Origin of the sequence: Geobacillus jurassicus NBRC 107829, assembly GCF_001544315.1 — a bacterium.
GTDB lineage: Bacteria > Bacillota > Bacilli > Bacillales > Anoxybacillaceae > Geobacillus > Geobacillus jurassicus.
On record NZ_BCQG01000003.1, the window covers coordinates 95203 to 113691 of the forward strand.

The window sequence follows — 18489 nt, forward strand, 5'->3', positions numbered from 1 at the left end:
AGTGAAAAAGCTGTTGCTTGGCGTTGTGTTGCTGATTGCTCTTGTTTTCGCTATGCCGCTTGTTCTGTCAGATTTCGGGATCAACTTGGCGACGGAGATTTATATCATGGCGATTTTTGCAATGAGCCTCGGGTTGATCATGGGCTATGCGGGAATGGTGTCGCTTGGGCATGCCGGCTTTTTTGGCATCGGCGCTTATACGGTTGCGGTCATTGGTCAGCATGTAGCGAACACATACTTGCTGCTTCTGTTGTCCGTTGTCATTTCCGGGCTTATTGCCTTAGTCACCGGCGCTGTGTTTATCCGCACGTCCAAGTTTTACTTTTTGATGATTACCCTCGCTTTTGGACAATTGTTGTATGTCTTGTTTTGGCAATTGAAGCCGTGGACGGGCGGGGCAGATGGGATGTCCGTTTCCGCCATCTTGAATTTTGGTTTCGGGGAGATTGTGTCTCCAAACGGCTTTTATTACGTCATGGGTATCGCTTTTATTATTTTCTATATCCTCTTACGTTTATTTGTTGAATCGCCGGCGGGAAAGATTACGAAAGGCATTATGGAAAATGAAGCGCGGATGAGCGCCCTTGGCTATAACGTCCGGGTTTATAAACTGCTTGCTTATACATTGTCCGGAGCGTTGGCAGGGTTGGCTGGTGCGCTTTATGCATATTTTAACGTATTTGTTTCGCCTGATTTGTCTGGTTGGATGTTTTCTGGACAGGTGATGGTGATGGTGATTATCGGCGGAGTCGGCACGTTGCTTGGACCGGCGCTCGGTGCCAGCGTCTTTATTTACTTGCAAAATTTTATGAGCACGTACACCGAACGTTGGCCGATGGTCATGGGAGCATTGCTTGTCGCTCTTGTTCTTGCCGGAAAAGGAGGGCTTATTCATTGGTTGCAACATGGGAAGAGCCTTTTTGTTGCGCGCAAACGGACCGGTGAGGCAGTCTCGCAACAGCCGGTAAAGAAAGGAGAGGCCGTCCATTGAGCTTGCTTAGAGTGGAAAACATCAGCAAGTCATTTAAAACGCTGCAAGTGCTGCGCGACGTTTCTTTGGAGGTGAATCCCGGGGAGCGCCATGTCATCATCGGACCAAATGGTGCAGGGAAAACGACGCTTTTCCATTGCATAACAAATATCCTGCCTATTGACTCCGGCGCTGTGTATTTGGACGGAAAAGAGATCAGCAAGCTCCCCGCCCATCACCTTGCCCATTTAGGAATGTCGCGGACGTTTCAAAAAAACAACTTATTTGGCGACTTGACGGTGGAAGAAAATATTCATTTGGCGCTCGCAGCGAAAAAACCGTATCGATACGACATTTTTTCGCCATTGATCAGCCGGACCGACATACGCAAGGAAACAAATGATATTTTGGAACAGTGGGAAATTTCCAACCGCCGTCATGTGAAGGTGAAACATCTTTCGTATGGGGAGCAACGGTTGCTTGAAGTGTTGTTGGCGATGGCGAGCAATCCGAAGATTCTTTTGCTCGATGAACCGACGTCCGGGATGTCCCCAGCGGAAACTGCGCAAACATCAGAAATGATTCAAAAACTTCCTAGGTCTGTCGCGCTAGTTGTCGTGGAACATGATATGGATGTTGTCTTTGCCATTGCGGACCGCATCACCGTTCTACATCATGGGGAGGTCATCTTAAGCGGATCGCCAGACGAGGTCAGAAACAATGAGGTGGTCAAGGAAATTTACTTCGGGGGAGGGGCGAAAAAACATGCTTGAGCTCCAAGATGTCCATTCGTATTACGGAACGAGCTACATTCTTCAAGGAGTGACCTTTTCCGTTCTGAAGGGAAAATGCGTTGCGCTGCTTGGACGGAATGGGGCGGGAAAAACGACGACGATTCATACGATTGCCGGGCTGCATAAAGCGAAACGGGGAAGCATCCGGTTTAAAAACCGGCCGCTTGAATCGCTTCCCCCCCACCAAATCTCCCGCCTCGGCATCGGTTTAGTGCCGCAGGGAAGAAGAATTTTTCCGTCGCTGACGGTAAAAGAAAACTTGACGATGCCGGCGCGAAAAAGAAAAGCGGACGATGGAGGCATCAACTGGGATCTCGAGAAAATTTACGAGCTGTTTCCCGTCTTAAAGGAGCGGGAGAACAATTTCGGCACACAGTTATCAGGCGGTCAGCAGCAAATGCTGGCCATCGGGCGCGCGCTCATGACAAACCCGGAGTTTTTGTTAATGGATGAACCGTCTGAAGGGCTGGCTCCGGTCATTATTGACCAGATTGGGGAGATTATCGTTCAGTTGAAAGAGGCGGGGTTGTCGATTTTAATTGTAGAACAAAACATCGCCCTTGCCTGCAAGGCAGCGGACGAAATCTTAATCATGAATAAAGGAAAAATCGTATGGAGCGGTTCGCCGGACGGATTGATGGCCAATGAAGGCATTCAGCATAAATATTTGGGAGTTTCAAGTTAGATATATAGTTTATTTGCAAAGGAGTGGAAGAAAATGGAACAGTACGAGCAATGGAACAAAAGTTATATTAATGGAGAATGGGTGGAAGGCGAAAGCGGTCGCACCTATGACATTTTGAATCCATATGATCGATCGGTTATCGCTTCTGTACCGTTGGCCACTGTCAAACAGCTTCACTGCGCGTTTGAAGCGGCGAGCGAAGCGCAAAAGGAGTGGGGGCGCTCCTCAGCTGCTCAACGAAAAGAAGTATTGCACAAAGCGATGGAATATTTGCAGGCAAACCGTGAGGAGATCGTCGATTTGATTGTCCGCGAAACAGGAGGCACCTTACTGAAGGCGAATGTAGAGTTTCATTTGGCGCTCGAGCTTTTAGAAGAGGCTCTGCATTATGTCGATGAAGTTGGGGCTGTGAGAGAGGTGCCTTCTAATATAGAAGGGAAAGTCAACTACATCTACCGATTGCCATTGGGAGTCATTGCTTCCATTTCCCCATTCAACTTTCCGTTAAATTTATCGCTGCGCACGATTGTGCCGGCGATCGCTCTGGGCAACACTGTCGTGCATAAACCTGATATTCAAGTCGGGCTTGTCGGGGGAGTGGTGATCGCCCGGGCGTTTGAGTATGCCGGGCTGCCGAAAGGGGTATTGAACGTTTTGTTAACAGACATTGATGAGATTGGCGATGAGATGTTGACCAACCCGCATCCACGGCTCATCAGCTTCACCGGGTCGACGGCGGTGGGCAGACGAATTGGTGAGATCGCCGGCAGACAGTTAAAACGAGTGGCGTTGGAATTAGGAGGAAACAGCCCATTTGTCGTTTTATCTGACGCCGACGTAGATCAAGCGGTTAACGCAGCGGTTTTTGGAAAGTTCATCCATCAAGGGCAAATTTGCATGATCATCAACCGCATCATCGTCCACGAGAGCAAGTATGACGAATTTGTTGAGAAGTTCGTGCAAAGAGCGGCTGCGCTTCCGTGCGGCGACCCGCGTGACCCAAGCACTGTGATCGGACCGATCATTAATGAAAAGCAAATGCAAAAGGCGCTGCAAATGATCGAAGAAGCAAAACGAGAAGGAATCCGAATGGCCTTGGAAGGAAAACGGATCGGCAATGTGTTGACCCCATATGTGTTTGTCGATGTCGATCCGGCGAGCAAGCTCGCCCAAACAGAGTTGTTTGCCCCCATCGCTGTGGTGATTAAGGCGAAAACAGACAAGGAAGCGATCACCATTGCCAACCAAACGGAATACGGGCTCAGTTCCGCCATTTTTACAAGTGATGTTGAAAAAGGAAAAGAGTGGGCGTTGCAAATTGACAGCGGCATGACGCATATTAACGATCAAACGGTCAATGACGCTCCGAACATTCCGTTTGGCGGCAATAAAGCAAGCGGCCTAGGCCGCTTTGGAAACCCATGGGTGGTCGATGAATTTACGACGGTGAAATGGGTGTCCGTGCAGACGAAGGCAAGAACGTATCCGTTTTAATAGAGAAAAGCCTGGGAGATCGGTTCAGTCGGATCTTCCAGGCTTTTTTCAGCCGGGGAGATTTCTACCGGTGATGTCGAATTCGTATACATGGAAAGCCAAAGAATTTTCGCGCCATACGCAACCCGATCATTACCATAACACTCATATTTCTAAATCTTTGTATGATATACAAAAATGGTCAAAAAATTCGTGTAAAAACAATTTTTATGCAAATATTGTAAAATAATTAATTTTTATTCATATTAGACTTGTTTTAAATGTTTATTCAAGGTGCGAAATGTGAGATAAAAGGTGCCCCACAAACTTCGGGACACCTTTTCTCGAATGCAATCGTCGGAAGTCAATGTCATTGCCCCTGTTTGAGACGAATAACAAACTATCGTCTTTTTTGGTGATGGCTGTATCCGGTTTGGCAGGGAAGGTACGTGGAGCAACTCTATCCGTAATACCCAAGCAGCGCCGAGATGTCGCGGGCTGCTTGACAAGCTAGATTGACCAGCCAGGGAATGTTCGCCCGGGTGATGCGCTGATTCGGCCCGACGATGCTGACGGCAGCGACCACCTCGCCAGAATAGTCGCGGATCGGAGCAGCGATGCTTGTCGCTCCTTCATGAAGTTCATCGATGCAAACGGCGTAGCCTTGCCGGCGGATGGCGGCTAGCTGGCTGATCAATTCATTGCGGTCGGTCACCGAGTTCGGCCCGTATTTTGGCAGCCCATGGCGGATGACGTTTTCGACCGTCGTTTGAGGGCTGAAAGCAAGAATGACTTTCCCGGAGCTTGTGCACGTGCACGGGTTGCTTCGGCCAATGTAGGAGAGCAGCCGCACTGGGTGCGGGCATTCAATTTTATACAAATAGACGATTCGGTCGTCCTCCAACACCGATAAGTGCACCGCTTCATTGGCCTCCTCCATCAAAGCCTCCAAGATCGGGACGGCATCTTTGAACATTTCCGTATGCAAGTCAACGACTCCGCTTAAATGCAAAACGGAAAGGCCGAGACGGTATTTGCGGGTTTTTTTGTTTTGTTCAAGGAATCCTTCTTTTTCCAATACAGTAACCAGCCGATGAACGGTCGTTTTGTGCAGCCCAAGTTGTTTGGCCATCTCGGTGACGCCCAGTTCAGGCGTTTCAGCAGAAAATAGGCGCAAAACGCGAAGTCCGTTTTTGACGGATGAGAGCGTGTCAACCATTTTTTTCATGTGAGGTGCCTCCTTTTGTTTTTATCGCATCCTTGCTGCCGCGCTTGAAAAAGCAGCAAGGGAGCGGCTGGCGTTGTCATAGTTTGGCGGAAATGGCGTGAGCTGTTTTTACCACAAGTTGCACGAGATGGGGGAGGGAGCGGTCGTTGATGCGCTGGATCGGCCCGGCGATCGAAACAGAATAGCGCACCTCCCCATTGCGGTGGCGGATCGGGGCGCTGATCGATGTCACCCCTTCATGAAGCTCTTCTTTGCTGATGGCATAGCCTTGCTGCCGTACTTGCGCTAATTTTTCCAGCAGCATGGACGGCGAGGTGATGGTTCTTGGTGTAAACGAAGGAAGTCCGCGAGCGATGATGCGGTCGATCGTTTCCCTCGGCTGATAAGCGAGAATGGCTTGACCGGTGCTGGTGCAAAACGCCGGGTTTTTTTTGCCGACGTAAGAAAGAAGACGAATCGGGTGATCGCACTCTACTTTGTGCAAATAGATGACGTCAGCACCGTAAAGTGTGGCAATATGGGCGCTTTCCCCAGATAACGAGACGAGCTCTTGCAAGAAAGGAAGGGCAATCTGGCAAATCGGAAACCGGGAATGGATGATTTTTCTCATCGCCAACAGGGAAGTGCCGAGGGAATAAAGATTGGTTTTCGCGTCTTTTTTGACAAATCCTTCGCTTTTTAATGTTTGCAGCAGCCGGTGGACGGCGCTTTTGCTGATATGTAGTCTCTCGGAAATGTCGGCGATGCCAAGTTCCGTTTCATCCATCGAAAACAGTTGCAGCAACCGCAAGGCGTTTTCCAACGAAGAAAAAGGTGTTCGCTCTTTGCGTGTTTCCATTATTCCCTTTCCTCCTTTCGATCGATAAGAAATCGCTTTCAAAAGCGCTGCAATTTTTTGTTTTGTTTCACATAGAGGAATACTAAACTTTTATGCGGGACAATGATAGTATAACATAACTTTCAGAACGTTTTAAATATTGTAAATGTGATTAATAAAAAAACGGAAAGAGGGGATGAAAAACGGAATGGTTTTGTCAGTTCGAGAGATGGAGCTGAGCTTGGAACAGTATCAGCTGCACAAAATCAATGAGTTGCTTATCTTTGTCACTCAGTTTAACGATTTTTACAAGGAAAAGCTCCGTGGCCTTTGTTTGCCGATCCGGACAATGGACGACTTTCGGAAGCTGCCGTTTACGACGAAAGAAGAGCTCGTGCAAGACCAACAGCTTTGTCCGCCTTTTGGCCGCAATCATTGCTACCCGGAAACGAGCTACGTCCGCTATCACCAAACATCCGGCACTTCCGGCAAGCCGCTCAAAATTTTGGATACGGAAGAAAGCTGGAACTGGTGGCGAGACTGTTGGGTTGAAGTGCTGAAATCAAGCGGGGTGACAAACCGCGATCGTCTGTTTTTGGCGTTTTCATTTGGACCGTTTATCGGTTTTTGGTCCGCCTATGAAGCAGCGAAAAAAATGGGGACGCTTGTCATTCCAGGGGGCGGCCAATCGTCGAAAGAGCGGCTGTATAGCATGATCGAAAACCGGGCGACCGTATTGCTTTGCACGCCGAGTTACGCCCTTCATTTAGCCGAGGTGGCCGAGGAAATAGGCATCGATTTGCCCTCGACGCCGATCAGAGCCATCATTACGGCCGGAGAGCCGGGCGGGTCGGTGCCGTCAACGCGAGAGCAAATTGAAACGCGATGGGGAGCGTCTGTGTACGATCATGCGGGGATGACGGAGATGGGAGCGTACGGCTACTCCTGTTCGGCACGCAACGGACTTCATATTAACGAGGCGCAATTTTTGGCAGAAATTATTGATCCGGAAACATTGCAGCCAGTGAAGGAAGGGGAGAGGGGGGAGCTCGTGCTCACGAACTTCAGTCGTTACGGTTATCCGCTCATTCGCTACCGGACGAGAGACATCGTGCTTTGTTCGTCATCGCCGTGCGCTTGCGGCAATCCGTATCGCTTTTTGCCGGGCGGCATTATTGGACGGGTTGATGACATGGTCGTCGTCCGCGGCGTCAACATTTTCCCATCGTCGATTGAGATGATTGTGAGAGAATTTGCGGAAATTAAAGAGTTTCGCATCGTCTATTACACGGAGCACGAAATGAATCAAGTGAAAGTGCAAATCGAGTCGGAATCGGATGTCGAACGGCGCTTGGCCGACCGGCTTAGAGAACGGATTGGCATCCGAATCGATGTCGAGCGGGTCGCGCCGGGATCGTTGCCCCGTTTCTCAATGAAAGCCAAACGAATCATTGACGAGCGCAACCGCCCACAACAAGTGAGCTAAACAAAATAGATGATATGAAAACGGAAAGGAGAAGAGTGATGAACCAATCAAACGTTCAACGGCGTCCAGTTCTCGTTGTCGGAGCCGGGCCGATCGGATTAACCGCGGCGTTGGCGCTCTGCCATTTTGGGCTTCCAGCGACCATATTGGAAGCGGAACCAAAAGACCGCCTCCGTCCGGGAAGCCGGGCGATCTACTTCCATAAGGCGACGTTGCAACACTTAGAAGACATTTTTCCCGGGTTAGGGAAGACATTTGCCGAACACGGCGTCGTATGGCCGATCAAGCGCACGTTGTTCCGCGGCAAGGAAGTGTATATGAAGCGGTATCCGGCTCCTGATCCGAACGCGCTTCCGCCGTTTACAAGCTTGCCGCAAGTCGAGGCCGAGAAGTTTTTGTATCAAGCCTGCCTTGAGGCGGGAGTCGAGTTTGTCTGGGAGACGCCGGTTGCCGATGTCAAAACCGATGAGGAAGGTGTTGTTGTCATCACCCAATCGGGCGAGCGCTGGGTGTGCGACTATTTGATCGCTGCCGACGGGGCCCGTTCGACAGTCCGCCAGTCGGTCGGCATCGAAATGGAAGGGCCGCGGACGAAAGACTACTTTGTTGTTGTTGATGTCAAAGAAGATGAAAACGATCCGCTGCCGCTTGAACGGGTGTTTCATTATCAACATCCGGCTGTGGGTGGACGCAATGTTCTCTTTGTGCCGTTTGCCGGCGGCTGGCGCATTGATTTGCAATTGCTTGACGGCGATGATCCGGAGCAGTTCGGCAGTGTGGAAGGCGTGAAGCAATGGCTGCCGAAAGTGATGCCGGAAAAATATGCCGACCGCATTACCTGGGTGTCGACGTATCGCTTCTTCCAAGTTGTCGCCAAGTCGTTCACCGACCGCCATCACCGTGTGCTGTTGGCCGGCGAGGCTGCGCATTTGTTCGCCCCGTTTGGCGCCCGTGGTATGAACTCCGGCGTGCCAGATGCCATTATGGCGGCAAAAGCGGTTCAGACGGCGCTGGATGCCAAAACTCGGGAGGAGGCAAAAGCAGCCATTGCCGCTGCTGCCAATGAGCGCCTGATTGCGGCGAGATACAACCGCGATTGTGCGGGGATCGCGTTAGAGCACCTTCAAGGCACCGATCCAGCGATCAATATGAAACGCGAAGTGGCCGCTTCATTGGCACCGATTTTGCCGCGCCTTGGCAAGTGGCTCGATGAAGGGCCGTACGGGCCGAAATCGGGTCCACCGCAGCTGTCGACGAAATATTGAGCAGGAGGGAAAGCAATGGAGTATCATTTGCAAGTCCGCTGGGGAGATACGGATGCGGCCGGCATCGTTTTTTATCCGAATTTTTACAAGTGGATGGATGAAGCATCCCACCACTTTTTCGCCAGCCTTGGGCATTCGACATGGAAATGGTTTCAAGAAGAGCGAATCGGGATGCCGATTGTCGAAGCGAAATGCGAGTTTCATGCCCCGCTCTTTTTTGAGGACCAAGTTTGTGTAAAGTCCACGATCGTCGAGCTGCGGGAGAAATCGTTTCGCATTCAGCATCAGTTTTTCCGTGGGGAGAAGCTTGCCGCCGAAGGGTATGAAGTGCGGGTGTGGACGACGTTTGCCGGAGGCAGGCCGAAAGCAGCCCCCATTCCAGCTGAGCTTCGCGAAAAGATGAAACGGGAAGCGGCAATGATCACACACAAGGAGGGATAATGATGAAAATTATCAACTACCGATTAGGGGATGCGGTGCGTGCTGGATGCATCGTGGATAACCAAGTCATCGATCTTCATCAAGCATATGTGGCGCGGCTTCGAGCGGAGGGGTGCCCGCGCGCCGAACAGCTCGCCGCGGCGCTCGTTCCGCCCAATACGATCGAGCTGCTCGAAGGCGGGGAAAAAAGTTTGGAAGAGGCGCAAAAGGCGGTTGAATTCGCGTTAGAACACGGGCTTGTGATCGACCGGGGGAGCGTCAAGATCGAAGCGCCGGTGTTAAGGCCGAACAAGATCATTTGCGTTGGCCATAACTATCGTGAACATATTTTGGAAATGAAACGAGAGCTGCCGGAATACCCGGTCATTTTCGCCAAGTTCAGCAACGCGATTATCGGCCCAGAAGATGACATTCCGTTGCCGCCGATTACGAATCAGCTTGATTATGAAGCTGAATTTGCCTTCGTCATCGGCAAACGAGCGCGGAACGTGAAGCAGGCGGATGCGCTCGAATATGTCGCTGGGTATACGATCGTCAACGACGTCACAGCAAGGGATTTGCAGCGGCGGACGATCCAATGGCTGCAAGGGAAAACGCTCGATGGAAGCGCGCCGATGGGACCGTGGCTTGTCACGAAGGACGAAATTCCTGATCCGCATTCGTTGGATATTTCATTGACCGTTAATGGGGAAGAGCGTCAACGGTCGAATACGAGAAACTTGGTGTTTAACGTCCATTATCTTGTTGGATTTTTGTCGCACATCATGACGCTTGAACCAGGGGATGTCATCTGCACCGGAACGCCGGGCGGCGTCGGGGTTGCCCGCAATCCGCAAGCCTTTTTGCAACACGGCGATGTCGTGCGCATTGAGGTAGAGCGCATTGGCGTGCTTGAAAACCGCGTTGCCGCTGTGCCAAGTCAGGTGGAGGTGGAGTCGTCATGCCGTTGATTGAGCAATATCGGCAAGAGATGAAAGAAACGGTAGAGAAGATCGTCCAAAAAGTCAGCCCATTGACGGAGGATGTGATCCGCTGGAAGCCGTCTGCCGATGAATGGTCGATCATGGAAATTCTTTGCCACGTCGAAGAAGTGATCGGCTATTGGACAAGGGAGCTTGTACGCGTCATTCAAGCCGGCGGCGGCGAGTGGGGCCGGGGGCTCAATGATGAAGCGAGATTGGCGGCAGTTCGCCAGGCGGATGCCCGCGCCGTCAGTGAAGTCATCCGTGGAATTGAGCAGGCAGCGATGTTTGCCGATGAACAATTGGCGGCATTAAGCGATGAACAGCTGGCGCTCGAAGCGCCGCATCGCAACCCGAAATTTGGCGTCAAGCCGATGACGTTTTTAGTCGAGCATTTTTTGACCGAGCATTTGGCTGGCCATTTGCGGCAAATCGAACGAAATTTGCGCAAGCATGAAGCCGTGCAATCGAAACAATGAGGAGGGGGAAGTTCGTATGGCGGAAACGAATCCGTTTTTCCAAAGTAAAGAAGTGAAAGAGTTTACAAAAAAAATTGAACAGTACCATTTAGGTCCGCTTTGGGAAGCGATTCCGGACTTGATGCATAAAGAGCCGAGACCGGAAGCAGTGCCGTATTTATGGAAAGGAGAAACGATCCGCAAGCTGCTTTTGGAGGCGACGCAAATTTTCACGCCGGAACGGGGCGGCGAGCGACGTGCCATTTACTTGCAAAACCCGGGGCTCAAACAGCGCCAGCCGTGGGGTTGGGCGTCAACGACAAACACGCTGTATGCGGCTGTCCAGCTTATTTTGCCAGGTGAAACGGCGCCATCCCACCGTCATACCCAAAACGCCATGCGGTTCATTACGGACGGAAAAGGGGCGTATTCGATCGTCCAAGGCGAGCGGCTGTTCATGGAAGAAGGCGATTTTCTCATCACCCCGGGCGGATTATGGCATGGTCATAGCCATCCGGGCGAAGGGCCGATGTTTTGGATGGATTGCTTGGATATTCCGTTTATTTACGCCACAGGCGGCACGTTCTTTGAGCCGTATCCGGACGGCATCGAGCCGCCATCGCTTCCGGACGATTATTCGGCGCGCAAGTACCGCGGCGGCATGGTTCGGCCGGTTGGCGACCGGAAACCGCAAGTGGCTCCGCTTGGGTTGTACAAGTGGAAGCAGACGGAAGCGGCGTTGGAGGGGCTTAGCGATTTCGAACCCGATCCGTACGATGGCATCGCCGTCGAGTACATCAATCCATCGAACGGTCAGACGGCCAATCCAAACATCGGTGCGTGGATGCAAAAACTGCCGGTCGGCTACCGTTCAAAGGCGCACCGCCATACGTATTCGGCAATTTACCATGTGTTCAAAGGAGAAGGATATACAGTCATCAACGGTGTTCGATTCCATTGGACAAAAGGCGACTATTTTGTCATTCCGAACTGGGCTTGGCACGAACATGTGAACACTTCGAACGAAGAAGCGCTTCTGTTCTGCGCCAACGATTTGCCGATTATGGAAAAGCTCGGATTGCAGCGCGAGGAAGCGTACCCGAACAACAACGGCCATCAAACAATCGTTGGAGAGTTTGAGCCGGAGGCGGTGCTCGGCTAAGCGTCTGCGCCCTCTACAGTTGTAGGGAAAGTGTGGCATGAAATGCAATCTCTTGTACTGTTTCATTCAAGAAAATATAGAGGTCATTGGATCGAACAGATTGAGTGTTGTTCTGCGGAACTGCCATTAAACAAGATGAGGGGAGAAACAAATGAGCACAATTTCGGCAAAAGGAACAAACGATGCGGGAGCCGTCGGGGCGGGGCAAGCGCCGATCCATTGTTTGCTTGAACGGTTCGCGGCGATCGATTGGCTTTTTTCGCTTGGCCAGCAAGGAGATGAACAAGTGGAACAGGCGCTCCGCCAGTTCGCTGATTTTTTCGGCATTCGCCATCTAGACATTAGATGGCTGGCCAAAGAAGAGTTAGCCTCATTCGTTGAGGCGATCTGTCTTGAAGAGGATAACATTTGGCAAGAGCTGCGGCATGTTCCTGAGAGGCTTAAACAACAAGCTGAGCAAGCAGGAAAATTGGAAGCGCTTTTGGCGATTGCCGATGAAGCGCCAGCTGTCATTTTCCAACATAGCTTTGATCCGATCTTTGCGGCGTTGAGCCCTTATGGCGACCACATTGTCACGACGGCGGTCGGCTATATGATGTACATCGGTGGAATGGCCTGTGCTTGGGAGTTGTTGTCCGATCTTGAAGGATGGGAAACCAATCCGTTTCTTTTCCTTGTTTCCGTGGTGGAACGCGGCCATTGGCCGTTAGGGGGGGGCAATGGTCAGTTTGTTGTCATCTAAAAATAAGGTGCTCGCTCAAACGGTGCTGTATGTCTTGACGGTTCAGCAGCGAGTGAGCGCCGGTGCAGAACAAATGAAGACCATATCCGATTGGATCGTAGAAAAGCCCTGGCGATCGTTAGGCAAGATCGCCAGGGCTCTTTTATGTCAGAGAAATAGGGGGAGCGTTTCTTTCCTTATAGCTATTGGCTATGGGGAACGAAGTTAGCCAATCGGCCGCTTTAAGCAATCGCTCGCTTTCCTATGCATGTTTTAAAAAGATATTTAAAATTACGACATTATGAAAAAAATACGAAATCATAATAAATAAAATATTTATTTTCCTAAAAAATCCGCATTTCTACAGATAAATGAATCTAATATAGGTTATTTTTCCTATACGTTTTTTTGACTAAAGATAAAATAATATATTGAATTTTCGGAAATTGTACTATATTATAAATATTGATAAGTTTTAAATAGTTGAAATGGAGGTGAACAGGAGAGCGGTTTGGATAAATGAAAGCGCTTTAATAAACTAAAACATTGCAAGGGGGGTTCTAGATGAAAAGAAAGTTCTATTTAATCGTACTGGCGATGCTGTTGCTCGTTTTATCTGCCTGCGGCAATAGCGCCATCCAGTCAACGACGAAAAAAGTCGAGAAAGCGCCGAAGGAGGGTGGAGTGATCAAAATCGGCGTTCTTTTGCCTTTATCGGGTGTTTATGCATCGTTAGGAAAAAATTTGCAAATGGGGATGGAACTTTATTTTGAGGGCATTGGTTGGAAGGTCGCTGGAAGGGATATTCAACTCATCGTCGAAGATTCAGAAGCGGATCCGCAAGTAGGGCTTCGAAAGGCAAGAAAGCTGATTGATCAAGACCAAGTCGATCTTTTGACGGGAACGGTGAGCACGGCGGTTGCTTATGCAATTCGGGATGAAGTGGACAAGAAAAAGATTCCGTTTCTTGTATCCCATGCCGGAGGCAATGACTTGACAAGAAGCAAGCGAAGCGACTATATTTGGAGATCGTCTTTCTCTTCCTGGCAGATCGGTTATTCGCTTGGCCAATGGGCGTACGACCATGTCGGAAAAACTGTGTATATTGCGGCGGCCGATTACGCCTTTGGGCGTGAGGTGTCTGCGGCGTTTAAGGAAGCGTATACAGCAGCAGGCGGGAAAGTGGTCGGTGAGGTGTATCCGCCTTTAGGCAACAATGACTATTCCTCGTATTTAACGACGATCAAAAATGCCAAAGCAGATGCCGTTTATGCCTTCTTTGCAGGAAGCGACGCGGTGAAATTCGTTCAGCAATACGAGCAATTTGGGCTGAAAAAAGAGAAAAAATTAATTGGATCCGGCTGGCTTGTTTCAGAAGATGTTCGCAAGCAGCAAGGCAATGCAGGCGTCGGAACGATTGCGTCCATTTTTTGGGACTACCATTTGGATACAAAAGAGAACAAAGCGTTTATCGAAGCGTTTGCGAAAAAATATAACGCACGCCCAACGATTGAAGCGATGGAAGGCTATGATGCCGCAAGAATCATCGCAGAGGCGTTGGAAGCCGTCGGCGGCGATGCTTCCGATCCTGACAAAGTAGTTAAGGCGATTTCCAACGTGCAATTTGTCAGCCCGCGGGGACCGATTCAGTTTGATAAAGAAACCCATCATATCATTCAAAATATGTACATCATCGAAACAGAAGAAGTGAACGGCCAGGCAGAAAACAAAGTGATTGAGGTAATCGAAAAGGTGAAAGATCCTGGGCAATAGAACGGGGGAGAAGAAAAATGGACGTCATTGCCGCCCAACTTGTCAACGGCGTGTCGTATGGCATGTTGTTGTTTGTCATCACTTGCGGCTTGTCTTTAGTGTTTGGAATATTGGGGGTGTTGAACCTCGCTCACGGCTCCCTATATATGATTGGAGCCTACGTCGCCTATACGATGACCTCGCAATGGTTTGAAAACTTTTGGCTTGCCCTAATTGTTGCACCGCTCGTTGTAGCTGTCTTATCCCTCGCCATCGAACTCATCTTGCTTCGACCAACCTACCATTTAGGGCATTTATCCCAAGTGCTGCTGACGTTCGGATTAGCGTATGTCATTCATGATGTAACATCGATGATATGGGGATCAGATGTACTATCTATCCCCCTTCCTCCTCCTTTGTCAGAAACATTGCATTTATGGAATCAGGACTTTCCGGCATACCGGCTGTTTGTCGTAGCCGCAGGTGTTGTATTGGCGTTTTGTTTATGGTTCGTCCAAGAAAAAACCCGCTGGGGGGCGATCATTCGCGCCGGGTTGAGCGACAAGGAAATGATCAACGCGTTAGGGGTGAATATCAAGCTCGTGTTTACGGCCGTCTTCCTTGCCGGCGGATACTTGGCGGGGGTCGGCGGGGTGATCGCCTCGCCTATCCTTGGCTTATACCCAAGCATGGAGTTTCAAACGTTGATTTTGGCTTTGGTCGTCCTCGTTGTCGGCGGCCTCGGTTCGATCGCTGGAACATTTGTCGCCAGCTTAGTGGTGGGAATCGTTGAAACGTTTGGCCGTTTTCTCGTGCCGGAGCTCAGCTTGTTTCTTGTATTCGGACTGATGGTGGTGATTTTAATTTGCAAACCGGATGGATTGCTCGGAAAGCAGGTGGTCAGACATTGAATAAGCGAATGTTCATCAGTGCGGCTGCGATCCTCTTGCTTGCCGCCGCACCCTTTCTCTTTTCCTTGTTTTATCTGAATTTGCTCGCTGAAATTTTAATTTTGGCGATCTTTGCTCTAAGCCTGAATGTGCTTGTCGGCTATACGGGGCTTGTGTCATTGGGGCACGCGGCCTTTTTCGGGATCGGCGCGTATGCATCCGCTTTGCTGTCTAAGGAGTGGTCGCCTCAGTTTCTAGTGACGATGTTGGCGTCGCTTTTGATTGCCGCCATAGCAGCGGCCATCATCGGCCTGTTTTGCGTGAGAGTCAACGGGTTTTATTTCCTTATGCTCACGTTGGCGTTTTCGCAAATGATTTACTCGTTCGTCCACCAATCGACGACGTTAACCGGTGGATCGAACGGGCTGTCCGGTTTGCCGAGCCCGGTTTTCGGAACGTTGGACCTTTCTCATCCTGTCTTTTTGTATTATGTCATTTTGCTTGTCTTTATCGTGATGTACATCGTGTTAAGCTTGATGGTCAAGTCTCCTTTCGGCCATGTGTTGATAGGGATTCGGGAAAATGAGATGAGAATGAAAGCCATCGGGTATAACACCACCTTGTATAAATACGCCGCCTTTATCATTGCTGGTGCCATCGGCGGGGTTTCGGGCGCTTTATACTCGACTTTTAACGGGTTTGTTTCGCCAAACGATGTGTATTGGACGATGTCCGGATCGGTGTTGATCATGGTGCTGATCGGCGGCGCCGGAACGATGATCGGCCCTGTTTTAGGAGCGGCTTTCATCGTTGTTCTCGAAACGATCGTCAGCTCTTATACGACGATGTGGACGTTGATCATCGGGGGGGTTTTCATCCTCTTTGTCGTGTTTATCCCTCAAGGGATTGTCGGTTTCGGGCGTGCGTTGACTAAGCCGTCAGCGAATCGGCTATCGTTTTCGCGAAAAGCCAAAGCATTGGTGAAGAAAGAGGCGAACCAGTGATGAGGAAGGAAGCGGAAAAGGATGTCATCTTGCATGTGGAGGGAATCAGCAAACATTTTGGGGGGCTGCAAATTATTAAACATGTTTCCCTTACCGTGAAAAAGGGCGAGCGAATCGGGATCATCGGCCCAAATGGAGCGGGAAAAACGACGTTTTTCAATTTGCTGACAGGGGATCTCCTTCCGACTGGCGGGAAGATTTACTATAAAGGGAAGGAGATCACCCGCATGCCGAACTTCCGCAGGGCGCAAGCGGGGATTGTGCGCACGTTTCAGAAAAACAACTTATTGAATGAACTGACCGTGCTTGACAACTTGCTGTTAGTGTTGCAACGAAAGCGGGGGATGGCCAACATTTGGTTCAAGCCGAGAAACGCCCGCCGGTGGCTGGCGCTGTTTGAGGAGGCAGAGCACTTGCTGCAAACGTGGGGGCTTGCGGACATAGCCAATGAACGGGTGAAAACGTTGTCGTATGGCGAACAGCGGCAAGTGGAAATCTTGCTTGGCATTGCAATGGAGCCGGACGTGCTGTTACTTGATGAACCGACGGCGGGCATGTCTCAAGCCGAAACGAACTACATCGCCGAGCTGCTTCGGCAGTTGCCAAAGGATATTACGATGATGGTGATTGAACACGATCTTGATGTTGTGTTCGGCTTGGCAGAACGGATGATTGTGCTGTACAACGGCTCCATTTTCATCGACGGGGCCCCTGAAGAGGTGCGAAGCGACGAACGGGTCAACGAAATTTATATCGGGAAGGAGAAGGCGGCTGGTGCTTCATATTTATAATTTAAATGCTTTTTACGGAGATAGCCATATTCTTCACAATGTTTCATTAACGGTCGAAAGGGGAAAAGTAACCGTTCTATTGGGCCGGAACGGGATGGGAAAGACGACGACGATTCACTCGATTATGGGGATGGTTCCGGCTCGGACAGGGAAGATTGTCTTGGAGCAGATCGAGATCCAGGATAAGGCGAGCTTTCAAGTGTCGCGGCTGGGGGTTGCCCTCGTTCCGCAAGGGAGACGAGTATTTCCGAATTTAACCGTGAGAGAAAACTTAATGACTACCTACCGTCCGGTGGAAGGCGGATGGACGCTCGAGAACATTTACGCCATGTTCCCGCGCCTGAAGGAAAGGGAGTCATCGATGGGCGGCGATTTAAGCGGCGGAGAGCAGCAAATGCTTTCGATCGGCAGGGCGTTGCTGACCAATCCGAAAGTGCTGCTTCTTGATGAGCCGTCAGAAGGATTGTCGCCGCTCATGGTGCGGGAGGTGGCGGAAATCATTCGACAGTTGAAACAACAAGGGCTAACGATCTTTTTGGTCGAGCAAAACTTAGCGATGGCGTTGGAGCTGGCTGATTTTGTCTACATTTTAAGTAAAGGGTCCGTCGTATTTGGCGGAGCGCCGGACGAGTTGGATGCCCACGTCAAAAACAAGTATTTGCTGTTGAGCTCTTAGCTTGGCCGGTGCCATATTGATGCTGTATACCGATCCGCGTCAAGCCATAACCTTGGTCGGTGCCATTTTCCTCTCTCGCTGCCGGTTCGGCATGTTCGCCCGTTTGGCGGGCCCAACGGCAGCTGATCCGCCCGTTTCGCAACAGGCAAGTTGGTGGAGTAAAGGTCCACAAGAAAGCCTGGAAGATCTGTTCCGTTGGATCTTCCAGGCTTTTTTGCGGCTAAAATCATTCAGTTGACCGGCATCGACAGCAGACAGGGGATTGCAGACAGATGGCGACTCGTTCGAAACGCACGATCGTTTGTAAGCTGACCAAAGAAGCTGGGGACTGTCAAAGGGATGACTCATTCAACCAAAACATCATCCGGTGAGCTCAGCAAAGATGAGAAAACAAACGCGGAGAAAAACGGCGAAATAATGGGGCTGTTGAGCATCGAAAAGATGAACCGGACGAGAGGGCCGGCCCTAATACATATTGAGAGCCGTTTTGACGCGCTTGATCTCTTTTTTGTTTTCAAACAGCTCTTCGACCAAAATTTTTTGGCCGTTGGCGACGTCGGTGAGCCGTTTGTCCATGTCGAATACTTGCTGGCTTAATTGGCTGAGTTGTTCATTGGTTTGCTGCACTTGTTTGGTGAGTTGCTCGACTTGCACATGGGTTTGCTCCACTTGTTTGTTCAATTGCTGCACTTGTCCGCCGAGCTGCTGTACTTGCTCGTTCGTTTGCTGCATCTGTTTGTTAAGCTGTCCGACTTGTTCGTTTGTCTGTTGGAGCTGATCGGCGAGTTCTTTAATGGCTTGCCAAATCATTTCATTTGAGATGGTTCCCATTCGACAATCTCCTTTCCGGTTCGATTCTTTTTCTATTATACATGACAAAAGAAGGAAACCATAGAGGAAAAATGACGAAAATG

The 18489-nt window shown here is 50.2% G+C and carries 19 protein-coding genes; 16 read left to right on the plus strand and 3 right to left on the minus strand.

The window, feature by feature from the left end; genetic code table 11:
- Window position 1: 1 nt before the first annotated feature.
- The 4 genes from GJ1_RS01675 to GJ1_RS01690 are packed head-to-tail and all read left to right on the plus strand — an operon-like array spanning window position 2 to window position 3943.
- Window positions 2-991 carry a branched-chain amino acid ABC transporter permease gene (locus GJ1_RS01675; RefSeq protein ID WP_066227597.1) on the plus strand — a complete coding sequence of 330 codons (990 nt, stop codon included), beginning with the start codon at window positions 2-4 and terminating at the stop codon, window positions 989-991.
- Window positions 988-1743 carry an ABC transporter ATP-binding protein gene (locus tag GJ1_RS01680; RefSeq protein ID WP_044737194.1) on the plus strand — a complete coding sequence of 252 codons (756 nt, stop codon included), beginning with the start codon at window positions 988-990 and terminating at the stop codon, window positions 1741-1743. The genes GJ1_RS01675 and GJ1_RS01680 overlap by 4 nt, the downstream gene beginning before the upstream one ends.
- Window positions 1736-2449 (plus strand): ABC transporter ATP-binding protein, encoded by a 714-nt coding sequence (locus GJ1_RS01685; protein WP_066227599.1) that lies wholly within the window; start codon window positions 1736-1738, stop codon window positions 2447-2449. The genes GJ1_RS01680 and GJ1_RS01685 overlap by 8 nt, the downstream gene beginning before the upstream one ends.
- Window positions 2450-2482: 33 nt before the next feature.
- Window positions 2483-3943, plus strand: a complete 1461-nt coding sequence (locus GJ1_RS01690) for an aldehyde dehydrogenase family protein (RefSeq protein ID WP_066227602.1) — start codon at window positions 2483-2485, stop codon at window positions 3941-3943.
- Between the two features lie 439 nt (window positions 3944-4382).
- On the opposite strand, the gene GJ1_RS01695 is transcribed toward GJ1_RS01690, so the two are convergent.
- Together GJ1_RS01695 and GJ1_RS01700 are read right to left on the minus strand one after the other, a co-directional pair.
- Window positions 4383-5150, minus strand: coding sequence for an IclR family transcriptional regulator (locus tag GJ1_RS01695; protein ID WP_044737191.1), 768 nt, complete (start codon window positions 5148-5150; stop codon window positions 4383-4385).
- A gap of 76 nt (window positions 5151-5226) precedes the next feature.
- The gene (locus tag GJ1_RS01700; RefSeq protein ID WP_044737190.1) at window positions 5227-5988 is read right to left on the minus strand and encodes an IclR family transcriptional regulator; all 762 of its coding nucleotides are present in this window, start codon (window positions 5986-5988) and stop codon (window positions 5227-5229) included.
- 187 nt (window positions 5989-6175) lie between these two features.
- On the opposite strand from GJ1_RS01700, the gene GJ1_RS01705 reads away from it, so the two are divergent.
- The 12 genes from GJ1_RS01705 to GJ1_RS01765 all read left to right on the plus strand — a co-directional run bounded on the left by GJ1_RS01705 (window position 6176) and on the right by GJ1_RS01765 (window position 17575).
- Window positions 6176-7453, plus strand: coding sequence for a phenylacetate--CoA ligase family protein (locus GJ1_RS01705; RefSeq protein WP_066227629.1), 1278 nt, complete (start codon window positions 6176-6178; stop codon window positions 7451-7453).
- 38 nt (window positions 7454-7491) lie between these two features.
- Window positions 7492-8718 (plus strand): FAD-dependent monooxygenase, encoded by a 1227-nt coding sequence (locus GJ1_RS01710; RefSeq protein WP_044737189.1) that lies wholly within the window; start codon window positions 7492-7494, stop codon window positions 8716-8718.
- Between the two features lie 15 nt (window positions 8719-8733).
- Window positions 8734-9159, plus strand: a complete 426-nt coding sequence (locus GJ1_RS01715; RefSeq protein WP_044737188.1) for an acyl-CoA thioesterase — start codon at window positions 8734-8736, stop codon at window positions 9157-9159.
- A gap of 2 nt (window positions 9160-9161) precedes the next feature.
- Complete coding sequence (locus tag GJ1_RS01720) at window positions 9162-10109, plus strand: fumarylacetoacetate hydrolase family protein (RefSeq protein ID WP_044737187.1); 948 nt, start codon at window positions 9162-9164, stop codon at window positions 10107-10109.
- On the plus strand, window positions 10100-10600 hold the full coding sequence (locus GJ1_RS01725) for a DinB family protein (protein ID WP_044737186.1): 501 nt from the start codon (window positions 10100-10102) through the stop codon (window positions 10598-10600). The genes GJ1_RS01720 and GJ1_RS01725 overlap by 10 nt, the downstream gene beginning before the upstream one ends.
- A 16-nt stretch (window positions 10601-10616) precedes the next feature.
- Window positions 10617-11741, plus strand: a complete 1125-nt coding sequence (locus GJ1_RS01730) for a cupin domain-containing protein (RefSeq protein ID WP_044737185.1) — start codon at window positions 10617-10619, stop codon at window positions 11739-11741.
- Window positions 11742-11892: 151 nt separating this feature from the next.
- Complete coding sequence (locus GJ1_RS01735) at window positions 11893-12483, plus strand: hypothetical protein (protein WP_066227605.1); 591 nt, start codon at window positions 11893-11895, stop codon at window positions 12481-12483.
- Window positions 12484-13026: 543 nt separating this feature from the next.
- Complete coding sequence (locus GJ1_RS01745; protein WP_044737182.1) at window positions 13027-14235, plus strand: ABC transporter substrate-binding protein; 1209 nt, start codon at window positions 13027-13029, stop codon at window positions 14233-14235.
- A 17-nt stretch (window positions 14236-14252) separates the two neighbouring features.
- On the plus strand, window positions 14253-15125 hold the full coding sequence (locus GJ1_RS01750) for a branched-chain amino acid ABC transporter permease (RefSeq protein WP_013145522.1): 873 nt from the start codon (window positions 14253-14255) through the stop codon (window positions 15123-15125).
- The gene (locus tag GJ1_RS01755; RefSeq protein ID WP_066227608.1) at window positions 15122-16108 is read left to right on the plus strand and encodes a branched-chain amino acid ABC transporter permease; all 987 of its coding nucleotides are present in this window, start codon (window positions 15122-15124) and stop codon (window positions 16106-16108) included. The genes GJ1_RS01750 and GJ1_RS01755 overlap by 4 nt, the downstream gene beginning before the upstream one ends.
- On the plus strand, window positions 16108-16899 hold the full coding sequence (locus GJ1_RS01760) for an ABC transporter ATP-binding protein (RefSeq protein WP_044737180.1): 792 nt from the start codon (window positions 16108-16110) through the stop codon (window positions 16897-16899). Before GJ1_RS01755 ends, GJ1_RS01760 begins: the two co-directional genes overlap by 1 nt.
- A complete protein-coding gene (locus tag GJ1_RS01765; RefSeq protein WP_066227611.1) occupies window positions 16883-17575 on the plus strand; it encodes an ABC transporter ATP-binding protein in 693 nt (230 codons plus the stop codon). The genes GJ1_RS01760 and GJ1_RS01765 overlap by 17 nt, the downstream gene beginning before the upstream one ends.
- A gap of 465 nt (window positions 17576-18040) precedes the next feature.
- Here GJ1_RS01765 and GJ1_RS01770 read toward each other — a convergent pair whose 3' ends face one another.
- Window positions 18041-18406: a hypothetical protein gene (locus GJ1_RS01770; protein ID WP_066227614.1), complete on the minus strand. Its 366-nt coding sequence runs from the start codon at window positions 18404-18406 to the stop codon at window positions 18041-18043.
- Window positions 18407-18489 lie beyond the last annotated feature (83 nt).

Excerpts from the sequence above, each read along its gene's own strand:
- GJ1_RS01760 (WP_044737180.1), top strand. The coding sequence starts at position 16,108 with ATGAGGAAGGAAGCGGAAAAGGATGTCATCTTGCATGTGGAGGGAATC.
- GJ1_RS01770 (WP_066227614.1), bottom strand. The coding sequence starts at position 18,406 with ATGGGAACCATCTCAAATGAAATGATTTGGCAAGCCATTAAAGAACTC.
- GJ1_RS01720 (WP_044737187.1), top strand. The coding sequence starts at position 9,162 with ATGAAAATTATCAACTACCGATTAGGGGATGCGGTGCGTGCTGGATGC.
- GJ1_RS01700 (WP_044737190.1), bottom strand. The coding sequence starts at position 5,988 with ATGGAAACACGCAAAGAGCGAACACCTTTTTCTTCGTTGGAAAACGCC.
- GJ1_RS01710 (WP_044737189.1), top strand. The coding sequence starts at position 7,492 with ATGAACCAATCAAACGTTCAACGGCGTCCAGTTCTCGTTGTCGGAGCC.
- GJ1_RS01695 (WP_044737191.1), bottom strand. The coding sequence starts at position 5,150 with ATGAAAAAAATGGTTGACACGCTCTCATCCGTCAAAAACGGACTTCGC.
- GJ1_RS01735 (WP_066227605.1), top strand. The coding sequence starts at position 11,893 with ATGAGCACAATTTCGGCAAAAGGAACAAACGATGCGGGAGCCGTCGGG.
- GJ1_RS01685 (WP_066227599.1), top strand. The coding sequence starts at position 1,736 with ATGCTTGAGCTCCAAGATGTCCATTCGTATTACGGAACGAGCTACATT.
- GJ1_RS01730 (WP_044737185.1), top strand. The coding sequence starts at position 10,617 with ATGGCGGAAACGAATCCGTTTTTCCAAAGTAAAGAAGTGAAAGAGTTT.
- GJ1_RS01705 (WP_066227629.1), top strand. The coding sequence starts at position 6,176 with ATGGTTTTGTCAGTTCGAGAGATGGAGCTGAGCTTGGAACAGTATCAG.
- GJ1_RS01750 (WP_013145522.1), top strand. The coding sequence starts at position 14,253 with ATGGACGTCATTGCCGCCCAACTTGTCAACGGCGTGTCGTATGGCATG.
- GJ1_RS01725 (WP_044737186.1), top strand. The coding sequence starts at position 10,100 with ATGCCGTTGATTGAGCAATATCGGCAAGAGATGAAAGAAACGGTAGAG.
- GJ1_RS01715 (WP_044737188.1), top strand. The coding sequence starts at position 8,734 with ATGGAGTATCATTTGCAAGTCCGCTGGGGAGATACGGATGCGGCCGGC.
- GJ1_RS01690 (WP_066227602.1), top strand. The coding sequence starts at position 2,483 with ATGGAACAGTACGAGCAATGGAACAAAAGTTATATTAATGGAGAATGG.
- GJ1_RS01745 (WP_044737182.1), top strand. The coding sequence starts at position 13,027 with ATGAAAAGAAAGTTCTATTTAATCGTACTGGCGATGCTGTTGCTCGTT.